The sequence below is a fragment of the Mesorhizobium sp. B2-8-1 genome, assembly GCF_006440955.1.
Lineage (GTDB): Bacteria > Pseudomonadota > Alphaproteobacteria > Rhizobiales > Rhizobiaceae > Mesorhizobium.
Genome location: NZ_VFTX01000004.1, coordinates 500344 through 526151, shown reverse-complemented (window position 1 = coordinate 526151; position 25808 = coordinate 500344). Strand labels below are relative to the sequence as shown.

The 25808-nt window shown below is 64.3% G+C and carries 24 protein-coding genes; 20 read left to right on the top strand and 4 right to left on the bottom strand.

Annotated elements, in window-relative coordinates; all coding sequences use genetic code 11:
• Positions 1-61: 61 nt before the first annotated feature.
• Together FJ428_RS14365 and FJ428_RS14360 are read left to right on the top strand one after the other, a co-directional pair.
• Positions 62-529: a hypothetical protein gene (locus FJ428_RS14365; protein ID WP_140879602.1), complete on the top strand. Its 468-nt coding sequence runs from the start codon at positions 62-64 to the stop codon at positions 527-529.
• Between the two features lie 153 nt (positions 530-682).
• Positions 683-985 carry a DUF982 domain-containing protein gene (locus FJ428_RS14360; RefSeq protein ID WP_140496450.1) on the top strand — a complete coding sequence of 101 codons (303 nt, stop codon included), beginning with the start codon at positions 683-685 and terminating at the stop codon, positions 983-985.
• Positions 986-1126: 141 nt separating this feature from the next.
• Here the strand turns inward: FJ428_RS14360 and FJ428_RS14355 are convergent, their stop codons facing one another.
• Genes FJ428_RS14355 through FJ428_RS14340 form a run of 4 tightly spaced genes read right to left on the bottom strand, consistent with a single transcriptional unit; the run spans position 1127 to position 4363 of the window.
• Positions 1127-1915: an SDR family oxidoreductase gene (locus FJ428_RS14355; RefSeq protein WP_140658511.1), complete on the bottom strand. Its 789-nt coding sequence runs from the start codon at positions 1913-1915 to the stop codon at positions 1127-1129.
• 54 nt (positions 1916-1969) lie between these two features.
• A complete protein-coding gene (locus FJ428_RS14350) occupies positions 1970-2305 on the bottom strand; it encodes a hypothetical protein (protein WP_140496164.1) in 336 nt (111 codons plus the stop codon).
• Positions 2305-3171: a DUF6772 family protein gene (locus FJ428_RS14345; protein ID WP_140632677.1), complete on the bottom strand. Its 867-nt coding sequence runs from the start codon at positions 3169-3171 to the stop codon at positions 2305-2307. The genes FJ428_RS14350 and FJ428_RS14345 overlap by 1 nt, the downstream gene beginning before the upstream one ends.
• Positions 3172-3223: 52 nt before the next feature.
• Positions 3224-4363: a mandelate racemase/muconate lactonizing enzyme family protein gene (locus FJ428_RS14340; protein ID WP_224518899.1), complete on the bottom strand. Its 1140-nt coding sequence runs from the start codon at positions 4361-4363 to the stop codon at positions 3224-3226.
• 133 nt (positions 4364-4496) lie between these two features.
• Here FJ428_RS14340 and FJ428_RS14335 point away from each other — a divergent pair, with 133 nt between their 5' ends.
• The 18 genes from FJ428_RS14335 to FJ428_RS14250 all read left to right on the top strand — a co-directional run bounded on the left by FJ428_RS14335 (position 4497) and on the right by FJ428_RS14250 (position 25630).
• On the top strand, positions 4497-5255 hold the full coding sequence (locus FJ428_RS14335) for a FadR/GntR family transcriptional regulator (RefSeq protein WP_140496166.1): 759 nt from the start codon (positions 4497-4499) through the stop codon (positions 5253-5255).
• A complete protein-coding gene (locus FJ428_RS14330; protein ID WP_140496167.1) occupies positions 5252-6040 on the top strand; it encodes an SDR family oxidoreductase in 789 nt (262 codons plus the stop codon). The genes FJ428_RS14335 and FJ428_RS14330 overlap by 4 nt, the downstream gene beginning before the upstream one ends.
• Positions 6041-6119: 79 nt before the next feature.
• Positions 6120-7364, top strand: a complete 1245-nt coding sequence (locus tag FJ428_RS14325) for a sugar ABC transporter substrate-binding protein (protein WP_140496168.1) — start codon at positions 6120-6122, stop codon at positions 7362-7364.
• 23 nt (positions 7365-7387) lie between these two features.
• Entirely contained in the window at positions 7388-8308 is a 921-nt protein-coding gene (locus FJ428_RS14320; RefSeq protein ID WP_140496454.1) for a sugar ABC transporter permease, read from the top strand.
• The gene (locus FJ428_RS14315) at positions 8305-9147 is read left to right on the top strand and encodes a carbohydrate ABC transporter permease (RefSeq protein WP_140496169.1); all 843 of its coding nucleotides are present in this window, start codon (positions 8305-8307) and stop codon (positions 9145-9147) included. Before FJ428_RS14320 ends, FJ428_RS14315 begins: the two co-directional genes overlap by 4 nt.
• Positions 9148-9155: 8 nt before the next feature.
• Positions 9156-10181, top strand: coding sequence for an ABC transporter ATP-binding protein (locus FJ428_RS14310; protein ID WP_140496170.1), 1026 nt, complete (start codon positions 9156-9158; stop codon positions 10179-10181).
• Positions 10182-10301: 120 nt separating this feature from the next.
• Positions 10302-11765, top strand: a complete 1464-nt coding sequence (locus FJ428_RS14305; RefSeq protein ID WP_140560354.1) for a phosphatidylserine/phosphatidylglycerophosphate/cardiolipin synthase family protein — start codon at positions 10302-10304, stop codon at positions 11763-11765.
• 107 nt (positions 11766-11872) lie between these two features.
• The gene (locus tag FJ428_RS14300) at positions 11873-12673 is read left to right on the top strand and encodes an endonuclease/exonuclease/phosphatase family protein (protein ID WP_140549708.1); all 801 of its coding nucleotides are present in this window, start codon (positions 11873-11875) and stop codon (positions 12671-12673) included.
• Between the two features lie 112 nt (positions 12674-12785).
• The gene (locus FJ428_RS14295; RefSeq protein ID WP_140496173.1) at positions 12786-13118 is read left to right on the top strand and encodes a hypothetical protein; all 333 of its coding nucleotides are present in this window, start codon (positions 12786-12788) and stop codon (positions 13116-13118) included.
• Positions 13119-13243: 125 nt separating this feature from the next.
• Entirely contained in the window at positions 13244-13846 is a 603-nt protein-coding gene (locus tag FJ428_RS14290) for an ANTAR domain-containing response regulator (RefSeq protein WP_140496174.1), read from the top strand.
• Positions 13847-13848: 2 nt separating this feature from the next.
• Positions 13849-15075: a CmpA/NrtA family ABC transporter substrate-binding protein gene (locus tag FJ428_RS14285; protein ID WP_181167297.1), complete on the top strand. Its 1227-nt coding sequence runs from the start codon at positions 13849-13851 to the stop codon at positions 15073-15075.
• A gap of 335 nt (positions 15076-15410) precedes the next feature.
• The gene (locus FJ428_RS14280) at positions 15411-16727 is read left to right on the top strand and encodes a CmpA/NrtA family ABC transporter substrate-binding protein (RefSeq protein ID WP_140560374.1); all 1317 of its coding nucleotides are present in this window, start codon (positions 15411-15413) and stop codon (positions 16725-16727) included.
• 80 nt (positions 16728-16807) lie between these two features.
• Positions 16808-17698: a nitrate ABC transporter permease gene (gene ntrB / locus FJ428_RS14275; protein WP_140560352.1), complete on the top strand. Its 891-nt coding sequence runs from the start codon at positions 16808-16810 to the stop codon at positions 17696-17698.
• A 10-nt stretch (positions 17699-17708) separates the two neighbouring features.
• Positions 17709-18506 (top strand): ABC transporter ATP-binding protein, encoded by a 798-nt coding sequence (locus tag FJ428_RS14270; RefSeq protein WP_140560351.1) that lies wholly within the window; start codon positions 17709-17711, stop codon positions 18504-18506.
• A gap of 4 nt (positions 18507-18510) precedes the next feature.
• Positions 18511-20961, top strand: a complete 2451-nt coding sequence (gene nirB, locus FJ428_RS14265; protein WP_140522289.1) for a nitrite reductase large subunit NirB — start codon at positions 18511-18513, stop codon at positions 20959-20961.
• Between the two features lie 208 nt (positions 20962-21169).
• A complete protein-coding gene (gene nirD / locus FJ428_RS14260) occupies positions 21170-21499 on the top strand; it encodes a nitrite reductase small subunit NirD (RefSeq protein ID WP_140522291.1) in 330 nt (109 codons plus the stop codon).
• Positions 21500-21502: 3 nt separating this feature from the next.
• The gene (locus FJ428_RS14255) at positions 21503-24394 is read left to right on the top strand and encodes a nitrate reductase (RefSeq protein WP_140879601.1); all 2892 of its coding nucleotides are present in this window, start codon (positions 21503-21505) and stop codon (positions 24392-24394) included.
• A 381-nt stretch (positions 24395-24775) separates the two neighbouring features.
• Positions 24776-25630, top strand: a complete 855-nt coding sequence (locus FJ428_RS14250) for a hypothetical protein (RefSeq protein WP_140879600.1) — start codon at positions 24776-24778, stop codon at positions 25628-25630.
• Positions 25631-25808: the final 178 nt, after the last annotated feature.

Genomic DNA, 25808 nt, shown 5'->3' with positions numbered 1-25808 from the left:
CGCAACAACCTGCGGTCCGCCTCCCGGCAACGCCGGGAAGCCAAGATTGCGGAGAACGGAGATGACAAGCGAAGCTGATATCTTTCTTCAAGCCGGCACAAGAAAACCGACCCGCATCGACGTCTCGCCGGTGCCGAAAAACCCCGGCGACGTTCTCAACTGCTCAACCATGAGCCTTGAGGCGAAGCGTGCCTTGCTTGCCTCATGGGCCTCGGACGCGCATGCGGTTGACGACGCTCCGTCGCTGCGCAGGCTGGATGACGGCTCGGTCATGAATGTGGATGAGATCCTTCGCGCGCTGAAGGCACTGGGTGAGCGCGAGCAAGGGCATCCGCCGCACAGGGCGGCGTCTCGGTCCCAGCGGCGTTCTTTCGGCCGCTTCCGTCGAGGGAGTTGGTCCCGCTGGATCGCGGGCATCCGAGGTGAAGACGATGATGACGATCCACCTCCGAGCCCGGTCTGCGCGGCGATCCCGCCGAGGGCAGGCGGTGGCGGGGCATTTTCCCTGCCGGAACCTGAAGCAGCCTAGAGCAATCCCGAGAAAAGCGCATACCGCTTTTTCCCTGGAAATTACGTGGAAACAGACGGTTAGAGCAGTTCGGCGTCTCGTGAAACGATGAACTGCCCCAATGAAGGGGTTGGGTCCAACCCCTCAAAAGCATCCAGCCAATGGAGGAAATTCATGAATGACAAAATGTTCGAGCAGCCTGTTCTGGTGAAGAACGGGGATTTCATGATCGAGGAAGTAGCGTGCCTCGAAGATGCATTCGAGTTTCTGCAGAATTGGCCCCGGAACCGCAGAGGCCCGATTTTCGAAACCGCCCTGCGCGCGTGTCAACGCGCCTATGACGGCCATGTCCCAGCCTCGCTGGCACGCGATGCTTTTGCCGGCTTTGCGCGCTCGGCCAGGATCCTTGAAGACGTCTCGACCTCCATACCCTGGATGGCGGGGATCAAGACGGGCAGAGGCGGCATTTCCGCCTGAGGAGAACGTTCGCCGAACCTTCGGTTTCAAGTATGTCAGGTTCCGAGCAAAGTCATGGAGAGCGCCTAATTCCGTAGGTCGTGCCGCCGGCAGGGCGCGGTGACCGGTGCTAACGCCGGTCACCATGCTTGGCGGTGCCGGTCAGCGGAACATCGAGCCGCCATCAACGTCGAGCGCCGCGCCATAGACGAAGCTCGCGGCGTCCGAGCAAAGGAATAGGATCGCGGCGGCCATGTCGTCGGGCCGGCCCATGCGGCGCATCGGCAAATTGGCCGCGATGCGGTCCTTGAGAGCCTGGTCGATATGGGAATGCATCGGCGAATCGGTCGGCCCCGGATTGAGGGCGTTGATGCGCACCTTCTTTCCCGCCAATTCGCGCGCAACCGACTTCACCAGCGACAGCGTGCCGGCCTTGGACGCCGCATAGGCGGTGTCGGCGATGAGCCCGCCGCCGCCATGCACACCGGCGTCGGAGGCCACGCACACGATATTCCCCCCGCCGGCATTGCCTTGCATGCGCTGCACCGCCCCCTGGACGGTGAAGAAGGTGCCCAGCAGATTGACGCCGAGGACGCGCCGCCAGTGCGCCCAATCCTGCTCCGCGATTCTCTTGGCAGTGATGATCGCCGCGCAGGTCACGACGTTGTCGAGCCGCGCCAGCTTGGCGTCGCAATAGTCGAACATGCGCGCGATGCTGTCGGGGTCGCCCATGTCGGCCACCACCTTGTGCGGTGGTGTCCCGGCCGTTCCGCTCAATTCGTCATGGCGCTTCGCCAACCCCTCGGTATCGCGGTCGCACATCACGACCTCGGCGCCCTTGGAGAGAAAGGCACGGGCGGTCTCGAAACCCATGCCGCTCGCGGCACCGGTCACCAGCACGGTCTTGCCGGCAAAACTGTCCTGGGCAAACGTCGGATAGGGATCGATCATGATGTCTCCGTGAACAGTAAGGGTTGGCCGGCGGCAAGGTTTGGCACGGCGTGTTCAGGCCTTCAGGTGCAGCGTCACGAGCACGCTGCACTCCGCGCCGCTGTCGAAACGCGCCGCGACGCGCAGCCAGTTGCCAAAATGGCTAAGCCGCGCCATTGCCATGCCGTCGCGCTCGGCCGGCATGACAAACTCGGTGCCTTCGCGCAGCCAGTGCATTCCATCCGGCGAGATCTCGATCCACGCCGTTGCCGCAGGGCCGACAGGTTGCTTCAACGCGCGCACGAAGAAGATCGCCTCGCGCGCCCATCCTGCCTCGTAAGGCTCGCTGGCGGCCTCGCCGCGCCAGCGCTCGTTGCGCGAGACGACCGCGGTGATGTTCTCGGGCAGCATCAGAAGTCTCCGGAAATGCAGATGGAATCGACATAGAGGAAGGCCCGTTTGGCAACGTCGGTTTCAGCGAAGAGGCCGAAATTGAGCATGCACCACAGGTTCTTCATCGCCGGAATGCGGATCGAATCGAATCCCGAGAGATCGAAGCTGCGATCGTTGCAGCGCAGCCCGAGCGCCGTCATCGATTCCAGATCGAAATCGAAGCACAGATAAGTCCAGTTCACCTTGGTGGGGATCTCGTTGTAGCACAGGCGCTGCGATCCGCCGGGAAGGTCGAGCCATCCCTCCGGCGACAGGTGATAGTGGCTGATCGTCTTGTCGTCGCTGCCGATCGGGATGATCTTCTCGGTCTCGCGCTTGTATTGCCATTTTTGCAAGTGCTGGCCGTCGAGCGCGTTCAAAAAGCGCAGATGCGGCATGACCCGATCGCTGTTGCCATCCTGATCTCCGCCCTGCAGGTCGAACAGGAAGCCGACGGAGCGCACATCGGTTTCGGAAAGCTTCAGCGCATTGGCTTCGGGCTTGAAGGTGAAATACATTTCGAAGCGGATCGGTCCGCGCTTCCTGAATGTGTGGCGTTTGATGGCGACGTTGCGGGCTCCCGGCAGGGGACGTGTCGCAACCTTCAACGCATAGGATGAATCCATCCCCCCGTGTGAGCCGGCGTCCCAGTGCGCGAGCGTCGACAGCATGGCGCTGGTATGCTGCGCGTAGCCCGGCAGCATGGTGTCCAGATCGTCCTCATAGTTGCCGACAAGCTGCGACCAGCCGCAATGGCCGCGCGCGAAATCGTCGAACGACAATATCCGCGGCAGCGGGTCGAAGCGGCTGAGCGCGGGGTCCGCGCGCAACAACGCCAGCCGCATCGCCTCGGCGAGGTCAGCGCCCTGGTTTGGAACCTGGTTCTTCATCTCGGCCTCATCCGGCTTTCAGTTTCTTGACGGCGTCCCAGTCGATCTCGATGCCGAGCCCGGGTTTCTGCGGGACGTCGAGCGTGCCGTTCTTCTGCCTGACGCAACCGGGCGCGAGATCGGCCAGGCTGGCCTTGAACGGGCTGGCGTCGCACTCGCACTCCATGACGCCAAAGTTCGGCATCGCGGCTGACAGATGGACGCTTGCGGTCTCGCAGACGATGCCCGACATGCCGATATGCGGCGCGTAGCGGACATCATGCGCCGCGGCGTAGTCGGCCATGCGACGCGTCTCGGAGATGCCGCCCGCGCGCGCCACGTCGGGCTGCAGCACGGACAGCGTCCGGTTGGCGATCAGGCGCTGCGCCTGGTCCAACGTGAAATTGCTCTCGCCCGCGGCCAGCGGCACGTCGCAGCGCCGGCGCAGTTCCTCGTAGCCCTGCTCGTTTTCCGGTTGCAGCGGCTCCTCGAACCAGAAATAGCCGTTTGCCGAAAGCGCACGACCTACCTCGACCGCCTCGTCCAGATTGTAGGCCCAGTTCGCATCGACGCAGAGCCCGATCGCATCGCCGGCGCGCTTGCGGATGCGCTCGATCCGTTTGCAGGCTTCGCGCACGGGCCGCGCCATCTTAACCTTGATGCGCGTAAAGCCCTCGCCGAGATAACGATCGAGTTCAGCGTCGGCGGCATCGTCGTCGACCCAGTTGACCGCGGCGGCATAGACGTCGATGCGGTCGCGTCCGACACCGCCGAGAAGCTTCGCGATCGGCTGTCCGGTCGCCTTGCCCAATATATCCCATAGCGCGATGTCCACGCCGGCGATGGCCTCAATCAGCACGCCGCCCGCCCTGCCCGAAAGCGCGCGGCGCATGGACTGCCATAGGGCGCCGATGTTGCGCGCGTCCTGGCCGAGCAGGCGCGGCTTGAGCGAGCTTTCGATCAGCTCGACATAAGCCTTGGGCGAGAACCGCGCCAGGGTTTCGCCTACGCCGACAATGCCCTCGCTCGTGCGCACTTCGACCAGGACCAGCGAGACCTTTTCATAGACGCCCCAGGACGTGACCGTGGGCCGGGGCAATGTCTGGCTGAGGGGATGGGCAATCACCTCGGCAATCTTCAGCGGCCCCGCCGCGATTGGATCGCTCACGTGCATCGGCTCCAGATTTCTCCCTTGGTCCTCTCGCACCGCCTTCATAGCTTTCACTTGTAAACTTAGCAACCAAAAAACTTAGTTGCTATGTTTGGGAAAACCGTGCTAGTGAGCTCGGAAAGGATTCCGAATGCCCCTGGACGAAGCACGCAAGCCGATTTTCTCCGCGAAACTCGCGAGCCCTTCCCGCCTCGCGGACGGCGTCTCGGATGCGATCGCCGCGGCGTTGTTCGACGGACGCATCGCGCCTGGCGAAGCGCTGCCGCCGGAAGGCGAGATCGCCCGGGAATTCGGCGTCTCCAAGCCCATCGCACGCGAGGCGCTGCGCCAGTTGACCAGCGCCGGCCTCGTTTCGACCCAGCAAGGAAAAGTTGCCCGCGCCAAGGCACTTAGCGGCGAGCCGATGGAGCGCATCTACGCCTATGCGGTCCGTTCGAGCCTGACGCGGCTTCAGGAAGCCAACGAGATGCGCCGCGTCATCGAGGTTGGCATAGCCAGGCTGGCCGCCGAGCGCCGCGATCCGCGCGGCCTGGAAATGATGCGCCAGGCCGTGCTCGACATGCACGCCGGCATCGGGAGGCCTGGCGATTTCACGCAAGCCGACATTCTGTTCCACCTCGGCCTCGCGACGGCCACGGGCAACTCCATGATCCGTATTCAGATGGAAGGGATGCGGTCTGTCCAACGCGAGGTTTCGGAACTGTTCTCCCAGCGCTCCAACCGCACGGAAACGGATTGGCGGGCCACCGTCGAACGGCACCAGGCGATCTACGACGCGATCATGGCGGGCGACACCGATCTCGCGGACCGGCGCATTCACGAGCATTTCGACGCGGCCGACATCGCCTCGTTCGAGGTGGCCGGCAAGCTCGGGGAGCCGTCGCCGTGAGCAAGGACCGTTTTTCCCTTGCCGGACGGCGGGCGCTGGTGACCGGCGCCAGCTCCGGCATCGGGCGCGCGGTTGCGATCGCCCTGGCGCAGCATGGCGCCAGCGTCGCGCTGCATCACTTCGGTGACGCCGCCGGCGCGCGCGAAACGGCTGCCGCTATCGGCCCGGGCACCGCGGTTCTCGAGGCCGATTTCACCGATAGCAAGTCAATGTCGGCCTTTACCGATGAAGCCGCCGGCGCCGGGCCCATCGACATCCTCGTCTCGAACGGCGCGATCGAGCGGCGCCGTGCATGGAGCGAGATCGACGAAGCGCATATCCAGGCCCATGTGGCGGCAAACTTCACGGCCCTGCTTACCCTGGCCACGCGGCTCGTTCCCGCCATGGCCAAGCGCGGGTGGGGACGCGTGGTCGCGACCGGCAGCGTGATGGCGAGGCGTCCGCGCGCGGAAACAATCGTCTATGCTTCGCTGAAGGCGGCGCAACTTACGGCGGTGCGCGCCATGGCACGCGAGGTTGCGCCGCATGGCGTCACCATGAATGTGGTATCGCCCGGCGCGATCGAGACGGAGGCAACCGCCGAGCGCTACCGGGACGCAGCCTTCCGCCAAGCGGTCGCGGCGAAGATTCCCGCCGGCCGCCACGGCCAGGCCGACGACCTCGTCGGCGCCTTCGTTTTTCTGTGCAGCGACGCCGCCCGCTACGTCACCGGGGCTGACCTGCCCGTCGACGGCGGCTGGACGATCGGCGACGCGCCCAGCGCGCTGCCGGGGACAACAGCATGACAAGTCGCCGCCGCCTGCCGGCCCGTTCGTTGCGCGCCCGCAGTTGTTGATTGGACCATCGGCGTTTCGGGAGGAAACCATGAAGACCGCAATCAAACTTGCACTATCGACCTTGGCGCTGTGCGCCCTGTCGGCGCACTCGCTGGCCCAGGAACTCCGAGTGACCGTGTGGACGGGCAGCGAGGCCCACCTCAAGATGCTGAACGGCATCGCCCAGGGCTTCATCGCCAAGCATCCGGGCGTCACGGTGAAGTTCGAGACCGTTCCGGTCGCCGACTACACGCAGAAGCTCACTTTCCAGGTCGCCGGGGGCAACGCCCCCGACATCGCCTGGATGATGGAGGATGCCGCACCCGCCTTCGAGAACGCCGGGCTGCTGATGGACATCGGCCCGACGCTCAAGGCGACCGAGGGATACAATTTCGACGATTTCTCCCAGCCCGCCATGGCGCTCTGGCAGAAGGACGGCAAGGTCTACGGCGTGCCCTTCTCCACCTCGCCTTTCCTGATCTACTACAACAAGGACATGTTCGACAAAGCAGGTGTCGAAGATCCCAACCAGCTCGCCGCGAAGGGCGAGTGGAACATGCAGAAATTCCAGGAGGTCGCCAAGAAGATCACCGAGGCCAATCCCGGCAAATGGGGCTTCGAATTCAAGGATGGCGAAGGTTACGCATCGCGTATGACGCACGCCTTGCTGCCGCCCGTGCGCGCTTACGGCGGTGATCTGTGGGCCGACGGCCAGTGCGGCCTCGACAAGCCTGAAGCGGTGGCTGCCATCAAGCAGCTCCATGATATGGTGTTCAAGGACAGGTCGATCGTGCCGCCGGGAGAGCAGGGCGACTACTTCTCCGGCAATTCGGCGATGACCGTGAACCAGATCTCGCGAGCCTCGAAGATGCCCGAGGCAGGCTTCAAATGGGGCATCGCCCCCTTGCCTTCGGGACCCGCCGGCGAAGCTCCGGTCATCGGCCAGGCCGCGCTGACAGTCTTTGCGTCCGGCAAGAACAAGGAGCTTGCCGCGCAACTGGTGGCCGACATGACCAGCAAGGACAATGTGGCTGTCATGGCCCAGTTCTTTCCGCCGGCCCGCAAGAGCGTCCTGGAGAGCGACGCCTTCGTCAACTCCAACAAGCTGATCCCGCCCGAGCAGATGAAAAGCGTCGCCGCAGCGATCGTCAACGGCCGCGTTCACCCTTCGCATGAGCATGTGCCGCAGATATTCGCCGCGATGGCGCCGCGCGTCGACGCGCTGTGGCGGGCCGACGCCAATGTCGAAGAGGCGCTGAAGGGCGTCTGCGCCGCCATTCAGCCATTGCTCTGACAGGATTTCGGTTCATGGCCGGCATGGCATCCCGGGACAATGCGGCGCGCCCTGCCAGCGCGCCGTGGCTGAGCTTGAAGGCCAGGGAGATGCTGGAGGCATGGCTGTTCGTCAGCCCGACCTTGATCGGCTTCCTGGTCTTCTTCCTTGGGCCGCTGGTCGCCATCTTCTATTATTCGACGACCGAGTGGAACCTGCTCAGCCAGCAGGCGACCTTCGTCGGGCTTCGCAATTTCCAGAATGCGCTGCTGGAGAACCCCGACTTCTGGCATGTCGTGCGCAATTCCGTGATCTTCGCGCTGGGGCTCGTTCCCCTGAACATGGCGCTGGCGCTCTCCCTCGCGCTGGCGCTTTCGCGGCCGTTCTTCGGTGTCGTCTTCTTTCGCACGGTCTTCTTCGCGCCGGTGGTCACATCGGCAATCGCCTGGGCCATCGTCTGGAAATTCATGCTGCAGGGCGAAGGCGGCGCCGTGAACCAGATGCTCGCCTGGATCGGCATCGATGGCCCGAATTGGTTGCGCGAGCCCAACTGGGCGATGGCGGCCGTCATCGTCACCCGAGTCATCAAGATGGTCGGCCTCAACATGATCCTCTACATCGCCGCGCTCCAATCGATACCGCGCGACTACGAGGAGGCAGCGGCGCTGGAAGGCGCCTCGCGCTGGCAGGTCTTTCGCATGATCACCTGGCCGCTGCTCGCCCCGACGACGCTGGTCATCATGGTTCTGACGACGATCGGCTCGTTCAAGGTGTTCGACCACATCTACCAGATGACCGGCGGCGGCCCGGAAAACGGCACCCTGGTGCTGGCCTTCTACATCTATCAGCAAGGCTTCAAATTCTTCAACGTCGGCTACGCGGCCGCGCTGGCCCTGATCATGTTCGTCATCGTGATGGCGCTCACCCTCGTGCAGGTGATGTTGCGGCGGAAGGAGATGGAGTGACCCAGCGCCGGACCGAGATTCTCTATCGCATCTGCTGGACCATGGCGCTGCTGCTTTTGGCCGTGCCCTTCGTGTTCCCGTTCCTGTGGATGATTTCCGGCGGCTTCAAGAGCACCACCGAAATCTTCGGCGCGCCGACCTTGATTCCCCGCGTCTGGCGCTTCGAGAACTTCGCGGAAGTGTTCACCTATCAGCCCTTCGCGCGGCAGTATTTCAACTCGCTCTACATCGCCGCGACGGTGACGGTGCTGACCTTGTTCATCGCCTCGCTCGCGGGCTACGCGCTGGCGCGCATCCGCTTTGCCGGCGCCGGGCTGTTGATGCTGTTCCTGATGATGGCACTGATGGTGCCGGAAGAGGTCACCATCATCCCTAATTTCTTCCTGATCCGCGCCATGGGCCTGATCGACACGCACTGGCCGCTCATCCTTCTGCCGGTCTTCGGCCCGCAGGGCGTGGTGGCGACCTTCCTGATGCGTCAGTTCTTCCTGGCGCTGCCCAGGGAACTCGAAGAGGCCGGCAAGATGGACGGCCTCTCGCGCTTCGGCGTCTGGTTGAAGATCGCCCTGCCCATGGCGCGGCCGGCGCTTGCGGCGGTTGCGATCATCACCTTCCTGCATTCGTGGAACCTGTTCCTCGAACCGCTGATCTTCCTCAGTTCGCTTGAAAAATTCACGCTGCCGCTGGCGCTGTCCAACTTCAACGACAGTTACGGCCTGCCCTTGTGGAACCTGCAATTGGCGGCGACGAGCCTGGCCGTGGTTCCCATCCTCATCATCTATCTGATCGCCCAGCGCCAGATCATCGAGAGCTTCGCCCTCTCCGGCGTCAAGGGATAAGGGGAGTCATGACAAAGCTTCTGCTCAAGGACATCCGCAAGCGGTTCGGAACGGTCGAGGTGATCCGTGGCGTCGATCTCGAGATCGAGGATGGCGAGTTCGTGGTCTTCGTCGGCCCGTCGGGATGCGGGAAGTCGACGCTGTTGCGGCTGATCTCCGGCCTCGAGCATCTCAGCGAGGGCGAACTCCACATTGGCGGCCGTCTGGTCAATGAGGTTCCGGCGGCCAGGCGCGGCGTGGCCATGGTGTTCCAGTCCTACGCGCTCTACCCTCACCTGACCGTCCGCGACAATATGGGCTTCGGCCTCAAGGTCCGCAAAGTGCCGGCCGGCGAGCGCGCCCGGCGCGTCTCGGAGGCCGCCGCGACGCTGAAGCTCGAGCCGTTGCTCGACCGTTTCCCGCGTCAGCTGTCGGGCGGGCAGCGCCAGCGCGTGGCCATCGGCCGCGCCATCGTCGCCAATCCCGACGTCTTCCTTTTCGACGAACCGCTTTCGAACCTCGACGCCGAACTGCGTGTGCACATGCGCTCCGAGATCGCCGCGCTCCACCAGCGCCTGTCGACGACGATGATCTACGTGACCCACGATCAGATCGAGGCCATGACGCTTGCCGACAAGATCGTGGTGTTGCGCGACGGAAAGATCGAACAGGTCGGCTCACCGCGCGAGCTCTACGACAGCCCCCGAACCATTTTCGTCGCCCAGTTCATCGGCAGCCCGAAGATGAACATCCTGCCGCTCGCCGATGGACGGCCAATCACCCACGGGGCGTCCGTGCCTGCGGCGGCCGTCTCGATCGGCGTTCGGCCCGAGCACCTGTCGCTGGCCCAGCCTTCGTCCGCCACGCTGCGCGGCAAGGTAAAGCTTGCCGAATACACTGGCGCCGTCACGCTCATCCACGTTGAATTGGACGCGGGCCAGACTTGTCTTGTCATCCACAATCAAGGAACGGCGCCCGAGATCGGCGCCGAGATCGGCCTGGACGCAGCCCCGACGAACCTGCACTTCTTCGACGGCGAGGGCCGCGCGGTCTGACGCGATCAGGAATGGCCAGCGCGTAGCCGGCGTGCGGACGCGATAACCCGCGGAAGCATGAGAACGGGCGAATGACCCGCCGCATTGCCTTCTGTACCCGCTCGCTGGATAGTTCCGGCCATGCTGCAGAGCCTGACGACTCACTGGCCTCAAATCCTGGCGATCATCTCGGTGATGATCGCCAGCGTTGGCATTGCCCATGCCGTCATGACCAAGGAGGACGTCCGGGCCGCCACCGGCTGGGTCGGCGTGATGGTGCTGTCGCCGATCCTGGGCGTGCTGATCTATGCCGTGGCCGGCATCAACCGCATCCGGCGCGCCTCGATCAGCGCACAGCGCTCGCTTGCCGGCGATCTGGCGTCCGCCAGGCACGACCGCGACATTGCCGCCGAGGAGGCCCTGATCGTCGAACGATACGGGCCGCGCTTCATCGGCCTCAGGACGCTGGGCGACAGGGTGGCGCGGCGCGCGCTTCATCCGGGAAATGCCATCACGGTCCTGGAAACAGGCGACGAAGCCTATACCGCGATGTGTGCGGCCATCGACGGCGCCGAACGCAGCGTCCTGCTCGAAACCTATATTTTCGACAATGACCCCGTCGGCCTGCTCTTCGTGGAATCCCTTGCCCGGGCGGTCCGCCGCGGCGTCAGCGTGCGCGTGTTGATCGACGCCGTAGGCGCCCGCTATTCCGTGCCCAGCATATTGGGCCACCTGCGCGGCGCCGACATCACCGCCGGGCTCTTCAACGGCAACATCGTCATGGGCCTGCACCTGCCCTATGCCAATCTGAGGACCCACCGGAAGATCCTGGTGGTCGACGGCACGGTTGTCTTTACCGGCGGCATGAACATTCGCAAGGGCTTTTCCGCCGAGTTTGCCGGCTCCAACAGTTCCAGGGACACGCATTTTCGCGTGACCGGTCCAGTGGTAGCCGACCTCTTTTCGGTTGCCGCCGAAGATTGGCGTTTCGCCAGCAACGAGGCGCTGACGGGCGATGCCTGGCGAATTGCCCCGCTGTCGCCGGCGCCCGCCACGCCCATGCTGGTGCGGGCGGTCGCGTCCGGCCCGGACGCCAGCGTCGAGACCAATCACAAGCTGCTGATCGGCGCCTTCTCCGTCGCGCGCAAATCGATCCGCCTCATGTCGCCCTATTTCCTGCCGGACCGCGAACTGATCAGCGCCCTGACGACCGCGGCAAGACGCGGTGTCGAAATCGATATCGTGGTGCCGGCGGTGAACAATCTTTTCCTTGTCGACCGTGCGATGACGGCGCAATTCGACCAGGTTCTGAAGCACTATTGCCGCGTCTGGCGCACGGAAGGACCTTTCGACCATTCGAAGCTGCTTTCGATCGATGGCGCATGGGCCTATATCGGGTCTTCCAACCTTGACGCCAGGTCGCTACGGCTCAATTTCGAGATCGACCTGGAGGTACTCGACGCCGGCTTCGCCAGCGAGGTCGAAAAGCGGATCGCGGCGGCGATCGAGACGGCCGTCCCTGTCACGCTGGAAGCATTGCGGGCGCGGCCATTCGTCATCCGTCTGTTCGATCGCATCCTGTGGCTGGGCTCGCCCTATCTTTAACAAAAGGACGTGTTTGCCAGATAGCTTGAAATCGATGATGGAACAGATGCCGAAAGGTTCTATTTTTTGAGGTGCATGGTGCAAGCAGCAGGAATGGCGGGCAAACGATGCGGGTGAACGGGCGCAGCCTGCCGGCAAGCATGCTTTTGTCCATTCGCGACAAGCGGATGCGGAAGGCCAATGCCACGTCGACCAACAAGGCGGACGCCACCGGAACGCTGGTCGCCTCCTACAATGTCCACAAATGCATCGGCGTCGACCGCAAGTTCGATCCCGAGCGCACCAGTCGCGTCATCCGCGAGATCGACCCGGATGTCATCGCCCTGCAGGAAGCGGACAATCGTTTCGGCGACCGGACCGGACTTCTCGACCTGTCCCGGCTCGAACTGGAAACCGGCCTGGTGCCGGTGCCGATTTCGGCAACCGGCAAGGGCCATGGCTGGCACGGCAACGTCTTGCTTTTCAAAAAGGGCGTCGTGCGCGACGTGCATCAGATCAGGCTTCCCGGGCTGGAACCGCGTGGCGCTCTGGTGGCAGAAATCGACCTCGACGGAAGCCAGTCCCTGCGCGTCATCGCGGCGCATTTGGGCCTGCTGCGCCGTTCGCGGTCGCAGCAGGCACAGGTCGTACTGGATATCATGAACAGCCCCGACGAGAAGCCGACGCTGCTGCTCGGCGACCTCAACGAATGGCGCCTCGGAAACCGCTCCGCGCTGAACACGCTGCATCTGACGTTTGGACCGTTGCCTCCGGCTGTTCCCACCTTCCCCTCGAACCTGCCCCTGCTGGCGCTCGACCGCATCATGGCCAACCGGCACGGAATGATCGCGGCCGTCGAAGCGCATGACACGCCGCTGTCGCGGGTCGCCTCCGACCATCTGCCGCTGACCGCCTTTGTCCGCCTGTAGCCACGCGCCGATAACGCCTTGATGTCGACCGCGTTGGAAAGCGTGTAGGGCGGTATCGGAACGGCGGCTCCTTTTGCGAGTTGATATGGCTTGGACAACAGGAGGACGAGACATGAGAAGCTTTTTCCTGGCCTCGATGATGGCGTTGGCCGCTTCGGCTTCCGTCATTGCGCCGACGCAGGCCGCGAGCGTCACCATCCAGTCCGGCGACGAGCCCCAGTATTCGCCCGACGACGACTATGACAATGGCGAGGTCGTCGTGCGCCGCCATCACGATCGCCAGCGTTATATCGACAATCGCTATAACGACGACGAGGACAGCGATGTTCGTTACAGCGACCGCGAATACCGCCGCTACCATCGTCACCACCGCTGCCACATCGAGTTGGTGAAACACTGGCGCCACCATCACAGGGTGATCGAAGAGGTTCGTGTCTGCACCTGACCCGAGGATCGCTGAAGTGCATCTGCGTGGCCTGATTGCAATGCGGTAAGCTGCGGCCACGCCCCTTCTGCTGCACTGGCTATGCCGCATTGCACAATTCCGCGACCTTGCCCACAATGCGGGGCATGGTCCTATCCTCCCTAGCCGTCCTGGTGATCGACGAAAACCGTATCCGCGCCTCGATCATCGAGGCGGGACTGCGCGAGGCCGGCCATCAGCGGGTGACCGTCGTCCATGACGTGGCGGGCATTGCGCGCCGCATCGCCGAGATCGAACCCGACGTGATTGTCATCGACCTCGAAAATCCCAACCGCGACATGCTGGAGAACATGTTCCAGCTGTCGCGCGCGGTGAAGCGCCCGATCGCCATGTTCGTCGACCGTTCCGACCAGGCCTCTATCGAGGCCGCGGTCGATGCCGGCGTGTCCGCCTATGTCGTCGATGGCCTCAGGCAGGAACGCGTGAAGCCGATCCTCGACATGGCCGTCAGCCGCTTCAACGCCTTTTCTCGCATGGCACGCGAACTGGAGGAAGCGCGCAGCGAACTCGAGAACCGCAAGGTCATCGACCGCGCCAAGGGAATATTGATGAAATCGCGGGGTCTGAGCGAAGACGCGGCCTACACGCTGCTGCGCAAGACGGCGATGAACCAGAACCGCAAGATCAGCGACATCGCCCATAGCCTGGTGACGACAGCCGGGCTGCTCGGGCCGCTGGAGGATGAATGAGCATGACAGCTGCGCATCAGATCACCGCCGGCTTCATGCCCCTGTTCGACAGCGCCGTGCTGGTCGCGGCCGGCGAAATGGGCTTTGCCGCGCGCGAAGGCGTCGATCTCGTCCTCCACCGCGAAACCTCCTGGGCCAACATCCGCGACCGCATCGCCATTGGCCATTTCGACCTTGCCCATATGCTTGGGCCGATGCCGCTCGCCTGCAACCTCGGGCTCACGCCGCTGGCATCCGAGACGATCGTGCCCTTTTCGCTCGGCCTCGGCGGCAATTGCGTCACCATCTCCAACGCCGTCTGGGAAGGCATGGCGGCGCACGGCGCCGTATCGGATCTCGATCCGGCCCGCGCCGGCGCGGCGCTCGGCGCGTTTATCCGCGAACGCGCGGCGGCCGGCCGCGACCCGCTACGCTTCGCCGTCGTGCATCCGCATTCCGGGCACAATTACGAACTGCGCTATTGGCTCGCCGCCTGCGGCATCGACCCCGACGGTGAGATCGAGATCGTCATCGTGCCGCCGCCCTTCATGGCCGACGCGCTGGCCGCCGGCCGCATCGACGGCTATTGCGTCGGCGAACCCTGGAACAGTGCGTCCGTCGCGGCCGGCACCGGCCACATCGTCACCGTCAAGGCGCTTTTGTGGCGCAACAGTCCCGAAAAGGTGATCGGTGCGCGCAAGGCCTGGGCCGAAGCGCAGCCGGAGGCGCTGGCGGCGCTGCTCAGGGCACTGCACCACTCCGCCCGCTGGTGCCAGGACCCGGCCAATCGAGGCGAACTGGCGGCGCTGATGGCGCAGCCCGGCCTCCTTGGCCAGTCCGCCGAAATCCAGATGCCGGTCCTGACCGGACATCTCCGCCTCGGCAGCGGCGCCGAGCGGAACGTCGAGGACTTCTTCGTTCCGTTCGACAAGGCGGCGAACTTTCCCTGGAAGAGCCATGCGCTGTGGTTCTACACCCAGATGGTGCGCTGGGGCGATATCGCGCACACGCCTGAAAACCTCGCCGTCGCCCGCGACTGCTACCGGCCCGACCTCTATCGGGCGGCGCTGAAGCCACTCGGCGTAGCGCTGCCGGGCGCCAATGCCAAGGTCGAGGGGGCGTTGAAGATCGCAACGCCCGTCGGCTCGGCCGGGGCAAGCCTGGTGCTCGGCCCCGACGGTTTCTTCGACGGCCGCATCTTCGATCCGGACCAGATCGACGCTTATATCGGGGCGCAGCGGCAAGGGTGATCATTTCCGCGCCATTCTTGTGCATTGCACAAAATTTATGCGGACTGATCGCATAGCTGACCAATGTTTGGCCTTGTCACCTGGTGGCCGGATCTGCCCGTGAATCGGCTATTCAGCTGAATTCATTCGAAATTCCTTTCTAAGGCGAGACTGGCACGGTTCCTGCATTGAAATAACCGGACCCTTAGTGGGTCACGGAACAGGCGTCCAATGGCGGGCGCCCACAGGCAAAGCTGCCGCTCAGGTCAAGACGCGATCCGGATTCCCGGACGCGAAGACCTGGCCGGCGGCTTTTTTGTTTTCCCGTTCAACCGGAGACGATGATGAAGAAGACGATGAAGAAATGGCTCGGCACCGGTACATCGCTCGGTGATGTGACGCGCCGCGATTTCCTGATCAGCAGCGCCATGACGGCAGGCTTGTTCGTGGCCGCCCGCAAGCTCTTCCCCTCCGGCGCCTATGCCGCCACCTCCGCTCCCGAAGTCACCGGCGCCAAGCTCGGCTTCATCGCGCTGACCGATGCCGCGCCGCTGATGGTCGCCAAGGAAAAGGGCCTGTTCGCCAAATTCGGCATGCCCGATGTCGAAGTGCTCAAGCAGGCTTCCTGGGGCGCGACGCGCGACAATCTGATGCTCGGCGGTGCCGCCAACGGCATCGATGGCGCCCATATCCTGACGCCCATGCCCTATCTGATGCACACCGGCAAGGTGACGCAGAACAACCAGCCGCTGCCGATGGCGATCGTGGCGCGGCTCAACTACGACTGCCAAGGCATTTCGGTCGCGCAGGAATATGCCGTCACCGGCGTCGGCCTCGACGCGTCGAAGCTGAAGGAGGCCTTCGCCGCCAAGAAGGCTGCCGGCAAGGAGGTCAAGGCCGCCATGACCTTCCCGGGCGGCACGCATGATCTATGGCTGCGCTACTGGCTTGCCGCCGGCGGCATCGATCCCGACAAGGACGTCTCGACCATCGTCGTGCCGCCGCCGCAGATGGTGGCCAACATGAAAGTCGGCAACATGGACGTGTTCTGCGTCGGCGAGCCGTGGAACGAGCAGCTCGTCCATCAGGGCGTCGGCTTCACCGCCGCCACCACGGGCGAATTGTGGAAGGGGCATCCCGAAAAGGCGCTCGGCCTGCGCGCCGAATTCATCGACAAATATCCGAATGCCACCAAGGCGATCCTGATGGCGGTCATGGAAGCCCAGCAATGGTGTGAGGCCGCGGAAAACAAGAATGAGATGGCCGCCATCATCGGCAAGCGGCAATGGATGAACGTGCCAGCCGCCGACATCATCGGCCGCCTCCAGGGTGACATCAATTACGGCAACGGTCGTGTCGCCACCGGCACCGATCTCTACATGAAATTCTGGAAGGGCGGCGTCTCGTACCCGTTCAAGAGCCATGATTCCTGGTTCCTTGCCGAGAACATACGCTGGGGCAAGTTCGCGCCGACCACCGACATCAAGGCGCTGGTCGACCAGGTCAACCGCGAGGATCTGTGGCGCGAGGCGGCCAAGGACCTCGGCGTGGCGGCCGCCGACGTTCCGGCGTCCTCCTCGCGCGGCGTCGAGACCTTCTTCGACGGCAAGGTCTTCGATCCGGCCAATCCGTCCGCCTATCTCGACAGCCTGAAGATCAAGGTCGCGGCGTAGGCGCTAAGGCCGCCTCCAGCGCAATGGCGCGGAGCGCGGTTGTCGCTCACCAAGACCCGCCCAAGGAGTTTTTCCCAGACATGTCGATCCAGACTATCGAGGACAGCAAGGTGAAGGCGTCCCCCGCCAAGCCGGCCGAAATCATCACCTTCACCGCCAAGGCGCGGCGGCGCTTCGATCCGCTCGCGATCGCCGGCAGGCTGGCCAGCACGCTGGTGCCGCCGGTTATCGTCATCGCCCTCATGCTCGTCGTCTGGCAGATCGCCTGCTCGTCGCCCACATCGAGCCTGCCGCCGCCCAGCCAAGTGTGGAACGAGGCCTACGACCTGATCGCGCATCCCTTCTTCGACAACGGCCCGCAGGACATCGGGCTCGCCTGGCGGGTGCTGATCTCGCTGCAGCGCGTCGCCATCGGCTTTGGCCTGGCGGCGATCGTCGGCGTCGCGCTCGGCGCGCTGGTCGGCCAGTCGATCTGGGCCATGCGCGGCCTCGACCCTGTGTTCCAGATCCTGCGCACCGTGCCGCCGTTGGCCTGGCTGCCGCTCTCACTGGCGGCGTTCCGCGATTCCAGCCCATCGGCGCTGTTCGTCATTTTCATCACGTCGATCTGGCCGATCATCATCAACACCGCCGTGGGCGTTCGCAACATTCCGCAGGACTATCGCAACGTCGGGCGCATCCTGCGGCTCAACCAGTTCGAATTCTTCGTCAAGATCATGGTGCCGGCGGCCGCGCCCTACATCTTTACCGGCCTGAGGATCGGCATCGGCCTGTCCTGGCTCGCCATCGTCGCCGCCGAAATGCTGACCGGCGGCGTCGGCATCGGCTTCTTCATCTGGGACGCTTGGAACTCGTCGCGGCTGCCCGACATCATCGTCGCGCTCGCCTATATCGGCGTCACCGGCTTCTGCCTCGATCGCATGGTCGCGGCGGTCGGCGCCTTCGTCACCCGCGGCACAACGGCAAAGTGAGGGGACGCTGATGCCCGCCTATCTGAAACTTGACCATATCGACAAATCCTTCGCCCGCGGCGGCCAGGTCAGCGAGGTCCTGAGAGACATCAGGCTGACCATCGACAAGGGCGAATTCGTCTCCATCATCGGCCATTCCGGTTGCGGCAAGTCAACCTTGCTGAACCTGATCGCCGGCCTGACCACAGTGTCCGCCGGCGCCGTGCTGCTCGAGGACAAGGAGGTCGACAGCCCCGGTCCCGAACGCGCCGTGGTGTTCCAGAACCATTCGCTGCTGCCCTGGTTGACAGTCTACGAGAACATCAGCCTGGCGGTGTCGAAAGTCTTCGGCCGTTCGAAGAGCAAGGCCGAGCGGCATGACTGGATCATGCGCAATCTCGACCTCGTGCAGATGGCGCACGCCAGGGACAAGCGACCGGCCGAGATCTCCGGCGGCATGAGGCAGCGCGTCGGCATTGCGCGCGCGCTCGCCATGGAGCCGAAGATCCTGCTGCTCGACGAGCCGTTCGGCGCGCTCGACGCGCTGACGCGAGCCCACCTCCAAGACGCGGTGATGGACATCCACGCCAGGCTCGGCTCGACGACGATCATGATCACCCATGATGTCGACGAGGCGGTGCTGCTCTCCGACCGCATCGTCATGATGACCAACGGTCCGGCGGCGACCGTCGGCGAGGTGCTTCCGGTGCCGCTGGCGCGGCCGCGTAGGCGCATCGAGCTCTCTTCCGACCGCACCTTCCTGCACTGCCGCGAGGCGGTGCTGAAATTCCTCTACGAACGCCACCGCTTCGTCGAAGCCGCGGAGTAACGCCATGACCCAAAAACTCGTCATCATCGGCAACGGCATGGCCCCCGGGCGCATGCTGGAGCACCTGCTGGAACAGGCGCCGGACCGCTACAGCGTCACCATCTTCAACGCCGAACCGCGCGTCAATTACGACCGCATCATGCTGTCGCCGGTCCTCTCGGGCGAGAAGGCCTACGAAGAAATCATCATCCATGGCGACGGCTGGTACATCGCCAACAACATCACCCTCTACAAGGGCCACAAGATCGTCGCCATCGACCGCGCAGCGAAGACCGTCACGTCGGACCACGGCGTCACCGAACCCTACGATAAGCTTGTCATCGCCACCGGCTCGGTGCCGTTCATCATCCCGGTGCCCGGCCACAACCTGCCCGGCGTTCTCACCTATCGCGACCTCGACGACGTCCAGGCGATGATGCTCGCGGCCCAGTCGCGCGCCAAGGCTGTGGTCATCGGCGGCGGACTGCTCGGACTGGAAGCAGCCGCGGGCCTCAACGCGCAAGGCATGGACGTCACCGTGCTGCATGTCATGCCGACGCTGATGGAGCGCCAGCTCGATCCGGCGGCAGGCTATCTGTTACAGCGCGCCGTCGAGCAGCGCGGGATCAAGGTTGTCACCAAGGCCAATACAAAGGCGATCACGGGCAACGGCAAGGTCGAGCAGGTCGAACTCGTCGACGGCACCGTCATCCCCGCGACGCTGGTGGTGATGGCCGTCGGTATCCGGCCGAACGCAGCGCTGGCGAAGGAGGCGGGCATCGCCGTCAACAGAGGCATCGTCGTCGATGCCGGCATGCGCAGCAACGACCCGGACATCTACGCGCTCGGCGAATGCGCCGAGGTCAACGGCCAGATCTATGGGCTGGTCGCCCCCCTATACGAGATGGCCCGCGTCGCCGCCCGCCAGCTCGCCGGCGACGAGGCGGCCGGTTTTGTCCACATGGACACGCCGACCAAGCTCAAGGTCACCGGCATCGACCTGTTCTCGCTCGGCGACTTCGCAGAGGGCGAGGACCGCCAGGAGATCGTGCTGCGCGACGCGGCGGCCGGCGTCTACAAGCGCCTCGTGCTCAAGGACGACCGCATCATCGGCACCGTGCTCTACGGCGAGACCGCGGACGGCGCCTGGTTCAACGACCTCAAGAAGAAGCAAACAGACATATCGCAAATGCGCGATACGTTGATCTTCGGCCAGTCCTACCAGGGGGGTGCCCCACTGGACCCTATGGCGGCCGTTGCAGCCTTGCCGGATGATGCGGAAATCTGCGGCTGCAACGGCGTCTGCAAGGGCAAGATCACGGGCGCGATCGCGGCCAAGGGGCTGACTTCGCTCGACGACGTGCGCGCGCACACCAAGGCGTCGGCCTCCTGCGGCTCCTGCACCGGGCTGGTCGAAAAACTTATGGTGCTGACCATCGGCGACAAGTACAACCCGGCCGCCGTACAGCCCATGTGCTCCTGCACGACGCTCGGCCATGACGAGGTGCGCCGGCTGATCAAGGCCAAGGCGCTGAAGACCATTCCCGCGATCATGCAGGAACTGGAATGGAAAACCTCCTGCGGCTGCGCCAAATGCCGGCCGGCACTCAACTATTATCTCGTCTGCGACTGGCCGGACGAATACGCGGACGACTACCAGTCACGCTTCATCAACGAGCGCGTCCACGCCAACATCCAGAAGGACGGCACCTATTCGGTGGTGCCGCGCATGTGGGGCGGCGTCACCAATGCCGCCGAACTGCGCGCCATCGCCGATGTCGTCGATAAGTTCGATATCCCGATGGTCAAGGTCACCGGCGGCCAGCGCATCGACATGCTGGGCATCCGCAAGGAAGACCTGCCGGCGGTGTGGGCCGACCTCGGCCAGGCCGGCTTCGTCTCCGGCCACGCCTATGCCAAGGGACTGCGCACGGTGAAGACCTGCGTCGGTTCCGACTGGTGCCGCTTCGGCACGCAGGATTCCACCGGTCTCGGCATCCGCATCGAGAAATTCATGTGGGGCTCGTGGACGCCGGCCAAGGTCAAGATGGCGGTGTCGGGTTGTCCGAGGAACTGCGCCGAGGCGACCTGCAAAGACGTCGGCGTCATCTGCGTCGACAGTGGCTACGAGATCCACTTCGCGGGTGCGGCAGGCCTCGACATCAAGGGCACCGAAGTGCTTGGCCTGGTCAAGACCGAGGACGAAGCGCTGGAGCATATCGTGGCGCTGACGCAGATGTACCGCGAGCAGGCCCGCTATCTCGAACGCATCTACAAATGGGCCAAGCGCGTCGGCATCGCCGAGATCAAGCGCCAGATCATGGACGATGGCGACAAGCGCAAGGCCTTCTACGACCGCTTCGTCTTTTCCCAGAAATTCGCCCAGGTCGATCCGTGGTCGGAACGCGTGTCAGGCAAGGACAAGCACGAGTTCCGGCCGATGGCCTCGGTCGGGTTCGCGGAGGCGGCGGAGTGATGGAGATGTTCGCGCGAGCCACCCTCTGTCCCGCCGGCCATCTCCCCCTCAAGGGGGGAGATTGGATGCCACAACGGCCTTTGCCAATCGCCAACTTCGCAGAACGGACGCCATCAGCAAAACTGCCGATCTCCCCCCTTGAGGGGGAGATGGCCGGCAGGACAGAGGGGGGTGCCTGGGCGCATTCGTATCAAATAAAGGCGACCCAATGACCTGGACACCGATCGGCTCCCTGTCCGACATCCCCCGCCGGGGCGCGCGCTGTGTTGCCACGCCGCAGGGCAAGATCGCTATCTTCCGCACCGCCGAGGACCAGGTCTTCGCCATCGACGATCATTGCCCGCACAGAGGCGGGCCGCTGAGCCAGGGCATCGTGCATGGCGCGGCGGTCACCTGCCCCCTGCACAATTGGGTCATCTCGCTGGAGACCGGCAAGGCGCTCGGCGCCGACGAGGGCGCGGTGCGCACCATTCCGGTGAAGATCGAGGGCGAGCGTTTGTTCATCGCGCTCGAAGCGCTGGCAAGCCGCGCGGCCTGACCCATGCAGATTGGCGAAGCACGCGAGGTGAGGACCACTTGCCCCTATTGCGGGGTAGGCTGCGGCGTGCTGGCGAAGGTCGCCGCGGACGGACAGGTGTCGGTCCGCGGCGACCCCGACCATCCCGCGAATCTCGGCCGGCTCTGCTCCAAGGGCTCTGCTCTTGCCGAGACCATCGGCCTCGACGGCAGGCTGCTCCACCCCGAGATCCACGGCCGCCGCGCCTCCTGGAATGAGGCACTCGATCTTGTCGCGTCGACCTTCTCGCAAACCATTGCCGAACATGGGCCGGATGCGGTCGCCTTCTATGTCTCCGGCCAGTTGCTGACCGAGGACTATTATCTCGCCAACAAATTGATGAAGGGGTTCATCGGCTCGGCCAATATCGACACCAATTCGCGCCTCTGCATGGCCTCCTCGGTCGCCGGCCATCGCCGCGCCTTCGGCTCCGACACGGTGCCCGGAACCTACGAGGATCTGGAGCTTGCCGATCTCATCGTGCTGGTCGGCTCGAATCTCGCCTGGTGCCATCCCGTGCTCTACCAGCGCATAGCTGCCGCGCGTGAGAAGCGCCCGGAAATGAAGATCGTCCTGGTCGACCCCCGCCGCACCATGACATCCGATATCGCCGACATGCACCTGGCGATCGCACCGGATGGCGACGTCGCCCTGTTCACCGGCCTGCTCGCCTGGCTCGGCCAGCACAATGCGCTCGACCGCGCCTACATCACCGCTCACACGACCGGCTTCGGACAAGCCCTTTTCGCCGCCTCGGCACTCGACCTTGCCGGCATCGCTGCCGCCACGGGCCTGAGCGAGGACGAGCTCGCCCGCTTCTACGGCCTGTTCGCCGCGACCGCCAAGACCGTCACGGTCTATAGCCAAGGCGTCAACCAGTCGTCGTCTGGCACCGACAAGGTCAACGCCATCATCAACTGCCACCTCGCCACCGGTCGCATCGGCAGGCCCGGCGCCGGGCCGTTCTCGGTCACCGGCCAGCCCAACGCCATGGGCGGACGCGAGGTCGGCGGCATGGCCAACATGCTGGCCGCGCATATGGAGATTGAAAATTCGGGGCATCGCGAACGCGTGAAGCGCTTCTGGAATGCACCTGACATCGCGCAAAAGCCCGGCCTGAAAGCGGTCGACATGTTCCGGGCGGTCGCCGACGGGCGGATCAAGGCGCTGTGGATCCTCGCCACCAATCCTGTCGATTCGATGCCCGATGCCGACGCCGTCGAAGCAGCGATCAAGGCCTGCCCGTTTGTGGTGGTGTCGGACGTGCAGGCCGACACAGACACGGTGCGCCATGCCCATGTCCGGCTGCCGGCCACCGCCTGGGGCGAGAAGGACGGCACCGTTACCAATTCCGAGCGCCGCATCTCGCGCCAGCGCCCGTTCGTGGCGGCACCTGGCGAGGCCCGGCCGGATTGGTGGATCATTACGGAAGTGGCGCGGCGGATGGGTTTTGGCGAAGCGTTCGCGCATGCGTCCCCGGCGGAGGTTTTTGGCGAGCATGCCGCGCTGTCGGGATTTGAAAACGACGGTGGGCGCGATTTCGACATTGGGGTTTATGCTGGCCTCGATGGGGAGGAATACGACGCGCTGGCGCCTTTCCAATGGCCAGCACCGAGCCCGGCCACCCCCCTCTGGCCTGCCGGCCATCTCCCCCTCAAGCGGGGAGATTGGATGCCACGACGGCCTTCGCCAATCGCCGATATCTCAGGACGAGCGCCGTCGACAAAACTGCCGATCTCCCCCCTAGAGGGGGAGATGTCCGGCAGGACAGAGGGGGGCGCCTGGGCTCGACATCTCTCGGAGGGGAACGTTCAAGCTGAGCCCCAACCGGAGAACGATAAAGCAGGGCCACCGAACACCCGCATCTTCGCCGACGGCAATTTCTACACACCCGACCGCAAGGCGCGCTTCATCGCCGTCCGCTCTGCCATGGAAACCCGCACCAACGAGGATTTCCCCCTCGTCCTCAACACCGGCCGTGTCCGCGACCATTGGCACACCATGACGCGCACCGGCAAAAGCCCGCGTCTGTCGCAGCATATGGCCGAACCCTTCGTCGAGATTCATCCCGACGACGCCGCGCGATACGGCATCGGCGACGCCGACATCGCGCGCGTTTCCAGCCCGCGCGGCGCCGTGCTCGTGCGCGCGCTGATCACGTCCCGCCAGCGCCGGGGCAGCATCTTCGCGCCGATGCACTGGACGGACCAGTTCACCGCCAAGGGCCGGCTCGACACGCTCACCGCGCCACTCACCGACCCAGTTTCCGGCCAGCCGGCACTGAAGCACGTCGCGGTGCACATCGAGAAATTCGCCGCGATGGTGTTCGGCTTCGCCGTGACCCGACAAAGGCCCGAAGCGATCGCCGTCGACTATTGGGCCGTGGCCCGCTGCAGGGATGGCTGGCGGGTCGAACTCGCCTTTGCGGACGACAAAATCGACTGGACGACTTTTGCCCAATCCCTGTTCGTCGCCTCGACCGATGCCGAAATACTCGCCTATCACGACCGCGATGCCGGCCAGCATCGCATCGCCGCCTTCGATGGCGTACAGCTCGCGGGCGCCCTGTTCGTCGCTCCCGGCCCGGTCGCCGTGTCGCGCGGATGGGCAACGCAGCAGCTCGAAGAGGCCCATGCCAGCCAACGCGAGCGCTTCCGCATCGTCGCCGGCCGCGCCGGTGCCGAACGGCCCGATGCCGGCGCGACCGTCTGCTCCTGTTTCAACGTCGGGATCAACCAGATCACGGCGGCGGTGGCTTCCGGCTGCACGAACGTGGAAGCCATCGGCGCCGCGCTGAAGGCAGGCACCAATTGCGGCTCCTGCCGCTCTGAGATCCGCGCCATCATCCAGGCACATCGCGTTCAGGCGGCCGAGTAGGCGGCAGAACCCGCCATCGGCGGCCTCCCGATGCGTATGCGCCGGCGGACCCCGCGTCAGCCCATCATAGCCGGGCGGCAGGACGACAACCGCGGCTAGCTGCGGTTGTCCAAGATCGCTGAACGCGCCGTGCTTGCCCGTGTGGGGTTGCCGCCGACGTCTCGCCGCCATCATTGGCTACAGAACTGGACTTTAGTCCGAGCCGTCTCATCTGGACACAAATGCGCAAGGCTGAAAATGTCTAAATGCGTGTCGCCCAAGAGTGACCTCGGTTTTGGGAGAACGACGTGCACTAAAGAAGCCAAAAGCGCGTCGCATGAATCCGCTTCGACGCGACCCGCTCTTGGAGCGCAGTAAGCTTGGCCAACCAGAAGGAGGCGGATGCTGGACATCGAGGACATAGCCGCTCATCCGGATCTGCACCGCCACGTCCAGGAGCAGTCGCTGGCGCTGATCCACATCTACGAAGCCAGCCCGCGGCTTGCTTCCATATTCGCCACGCAGCAGCGCTGGCTGATGGGCCATGTCGGCCTTGCCATGCATTTCAGGCGCGACCCGGGCGACCGTCGCACCGCGTTGACGGTGTCGCGCTTCATCGAGTTCGTGCATCAGCACAAGGTCGCCAGCCGCAACACCGCCGACGCTTTCATCAAGGAGATGCTGAATTACCGCATCGCCGAATACGTCGCGGGCGGAGACGGGCGCACCCACCCGTTGCAGCCGACAGCGGACACGGTGCGGACATTCACCGGATGGGTGCACGCACATCTACGGACCCTTGACCGACTCGACGGCGCGGACCGGCTGGCGAGATACCTGGAGCGGCCCGATATGCTCGCCGCCCTGCAGCCCCTCGTGGCCGACGGCCTGCTTTCGTCCAAACCGGTGCGCGAACCCAACCAGACCTTTTCCCTGTTCATCTGGCTCAACAATGGCGGCATCGTCATGGATCGGCTCATGTCCGGCATCGACCCCGACCATGCCGGCCTAGATCGGATTCCGACCAGCGTGGTCTCGGTGGCGGAATTCCCCAGTTGGCTCAAACTGTCGCGCACCCACCTCGCCCGAAAACTACGCGATGCCGAGGCGCTCGGCAGCATCGGCTGGCTGGGCCAGCGCGGCAATTCCGTGATGTGGGTCTCGCACCGCTTCTTTCAGGAATACATGACCGTCCAGGCCGCCAAGCTGGCCATCGTGGATGCCGCCTTCGCAGCATGCTTTTCCACCGACCACTGAGAGACTCGCCGCTGCCCAGGCTATGAAGGCGGTCCGTGCCGCTGTGTATCCTTTGAAACAAAAAAACCGCCTCGGCGGCGGGACGTCAGCACCATACGAAGAATGACAGCATAACTGCCCTCAGCAGTGAACTTCAGGCCGCAGAACGGCCCGGGTGCGCAAGGTCACCCGAGCCGGA

Bases quoted from the DNA above. Each gene is read 5' to 3' on its own strand.
- FJ428_RS14300 (WP_140549708.1), top strand. From the start codon at position 11,873: ATGCGGGTGAACGGGCGCAGCCTGCCGGCAAGCATGCTTTTGTCCATT.
- FJ428_RS14290 (WP_140496174.1), top strand. From the start codon at position 13,244: ATGGTCCTATCCTCCCTAGCCGTCCTGGTGATCGACGAAAACCGTATC.
- FJ428_RS14335 (WP_140496166.1), top strand. From the start codon at position 4,497: ATGCCCCTGGACGAAGCACGCAAGCCGATTTTCTCCGCGAAACTCGCG.
- nirB (WP_140522289.1), top strand. From the start codon at position 18,511: ATGACCCAAAAACTCGTCATCATCGGCAACGGCATGGCCCCCGGGCGC.
- FJ428_RS14255 (WP_140879601.1), top strand. From the start codon at position 21,503: ATGCAGATTGGCGAAGCACGCGAGGTGAGGACCACTTGCCCCTATTGC.
- FJ428_RS14310 (WP_140496170.1), top strand. From the start codon at position 9,156: ATGACAAAGCTTCTGCTCAAGGACATCCGCAAGCGGTTCGGAACGGTC.
- FJ428_RS14355 (WP_140658511.1), bottom strand. From the start codon at position 1,915: ATGATCGATCCCTATCCGACGTTTGCCCAGGACAGTTTTGCCGGCAAG.
- FJ428_RS14320 (WP_140496454.1), top strand. From the start codon at position 7,388: ATGGCATCCCGGGACAATGCGGCGCGCCCTGCCAGCGCGCCGTGGCTG.
- FJ428_RS14365 (WP_140879602.1), top strand. From the start codon at position 62: ATGACAAGCGAAGCTGATATCTTTCTTCAAGCCGGCACAAGAAAACCG.
- FJ428_RS14350 (WP_140496164.1), bottom strand. From the start codon at position 2,305: ATGCTGCCCGAGAACATCACCGCGGTCGTCTCGCGCAACGAGCGCTGG.
- FJ428_RS14305 (WP_140560354.1), top strand. From the start codon at position 10,302: ATGCTGCAGAGCCTGACGACTCACTGGCCTCAAATCCTGGCGATCATC.
- FJ428_RS14270 (WP_140560351.1), top strand. From the start codon at position 17,709: ATGCCCGCCTATCTGAAACTTGACCATATCGACAAATCCTTCGCCCGC.
- FJ428_RS14360 (WP_140496450.1), top strand. From the start codon at position 683: ATGAATGACAAAATGTTCGAGCAGCCTGTTCTGGTGAAGAACGGGGAT.
- FJ428_RS14325 (WP_140496168.1), top strand. From the start codon at position 6,120: ATGAAGACCGCAATCAAACTTGCACTATCGACCTTGGCGCTGTGCGCC.
- FJ428_RS14345 (WP_140632677.1), bottom strand. From the start codon at position 3,171: ATGCGGCTGGCGTTGTTGCGCGCGGACCCCGCGCTCAGCCGCTTCGAC.
- nirD (WP_140522291.1), top strand. From the start codon at position 21,170: ATGACCTGGACACCGATCGGCTCCCTGTCCGACATCCCCCGCCGGGGC.
- FJ428_RS14285 (WP_181167297.1), top strand. From the start codon at position 13,849: ATGACAGCTGCGCATCAGATCACCGCCGGCTTCATGCCCCTGTTCGAC.
- FJ428_RS14280 (WP_140560374.1), top strand. From the start codon at position 15,411: ATGAAGAAATGGCTCGGCACCGGTACATCGCTCGGTGATGTGACGCGC.
- FJ428_RS14250 (WP_140879600.1), top strand. From the start codon at position 24,776: ATGCTGGACATCGAGGACATAGCCGCTCATCCGGATCTGCACCGCCAC.
- ntrB (WP_140560352.1), top strand. From the start codon at position 16,808: ATGTCGATCCAGACTATCGAGGACAGCAAGGTGAAGGCGTCCCCCGCC.
- FJ428_RS14295 (WP_140496173.1), top strand. From the start codon at position 12,786: ATGAGAAGCTTTTTCCTGGCCTCGATGATGGCGTTGGCCGCTTCGGCT.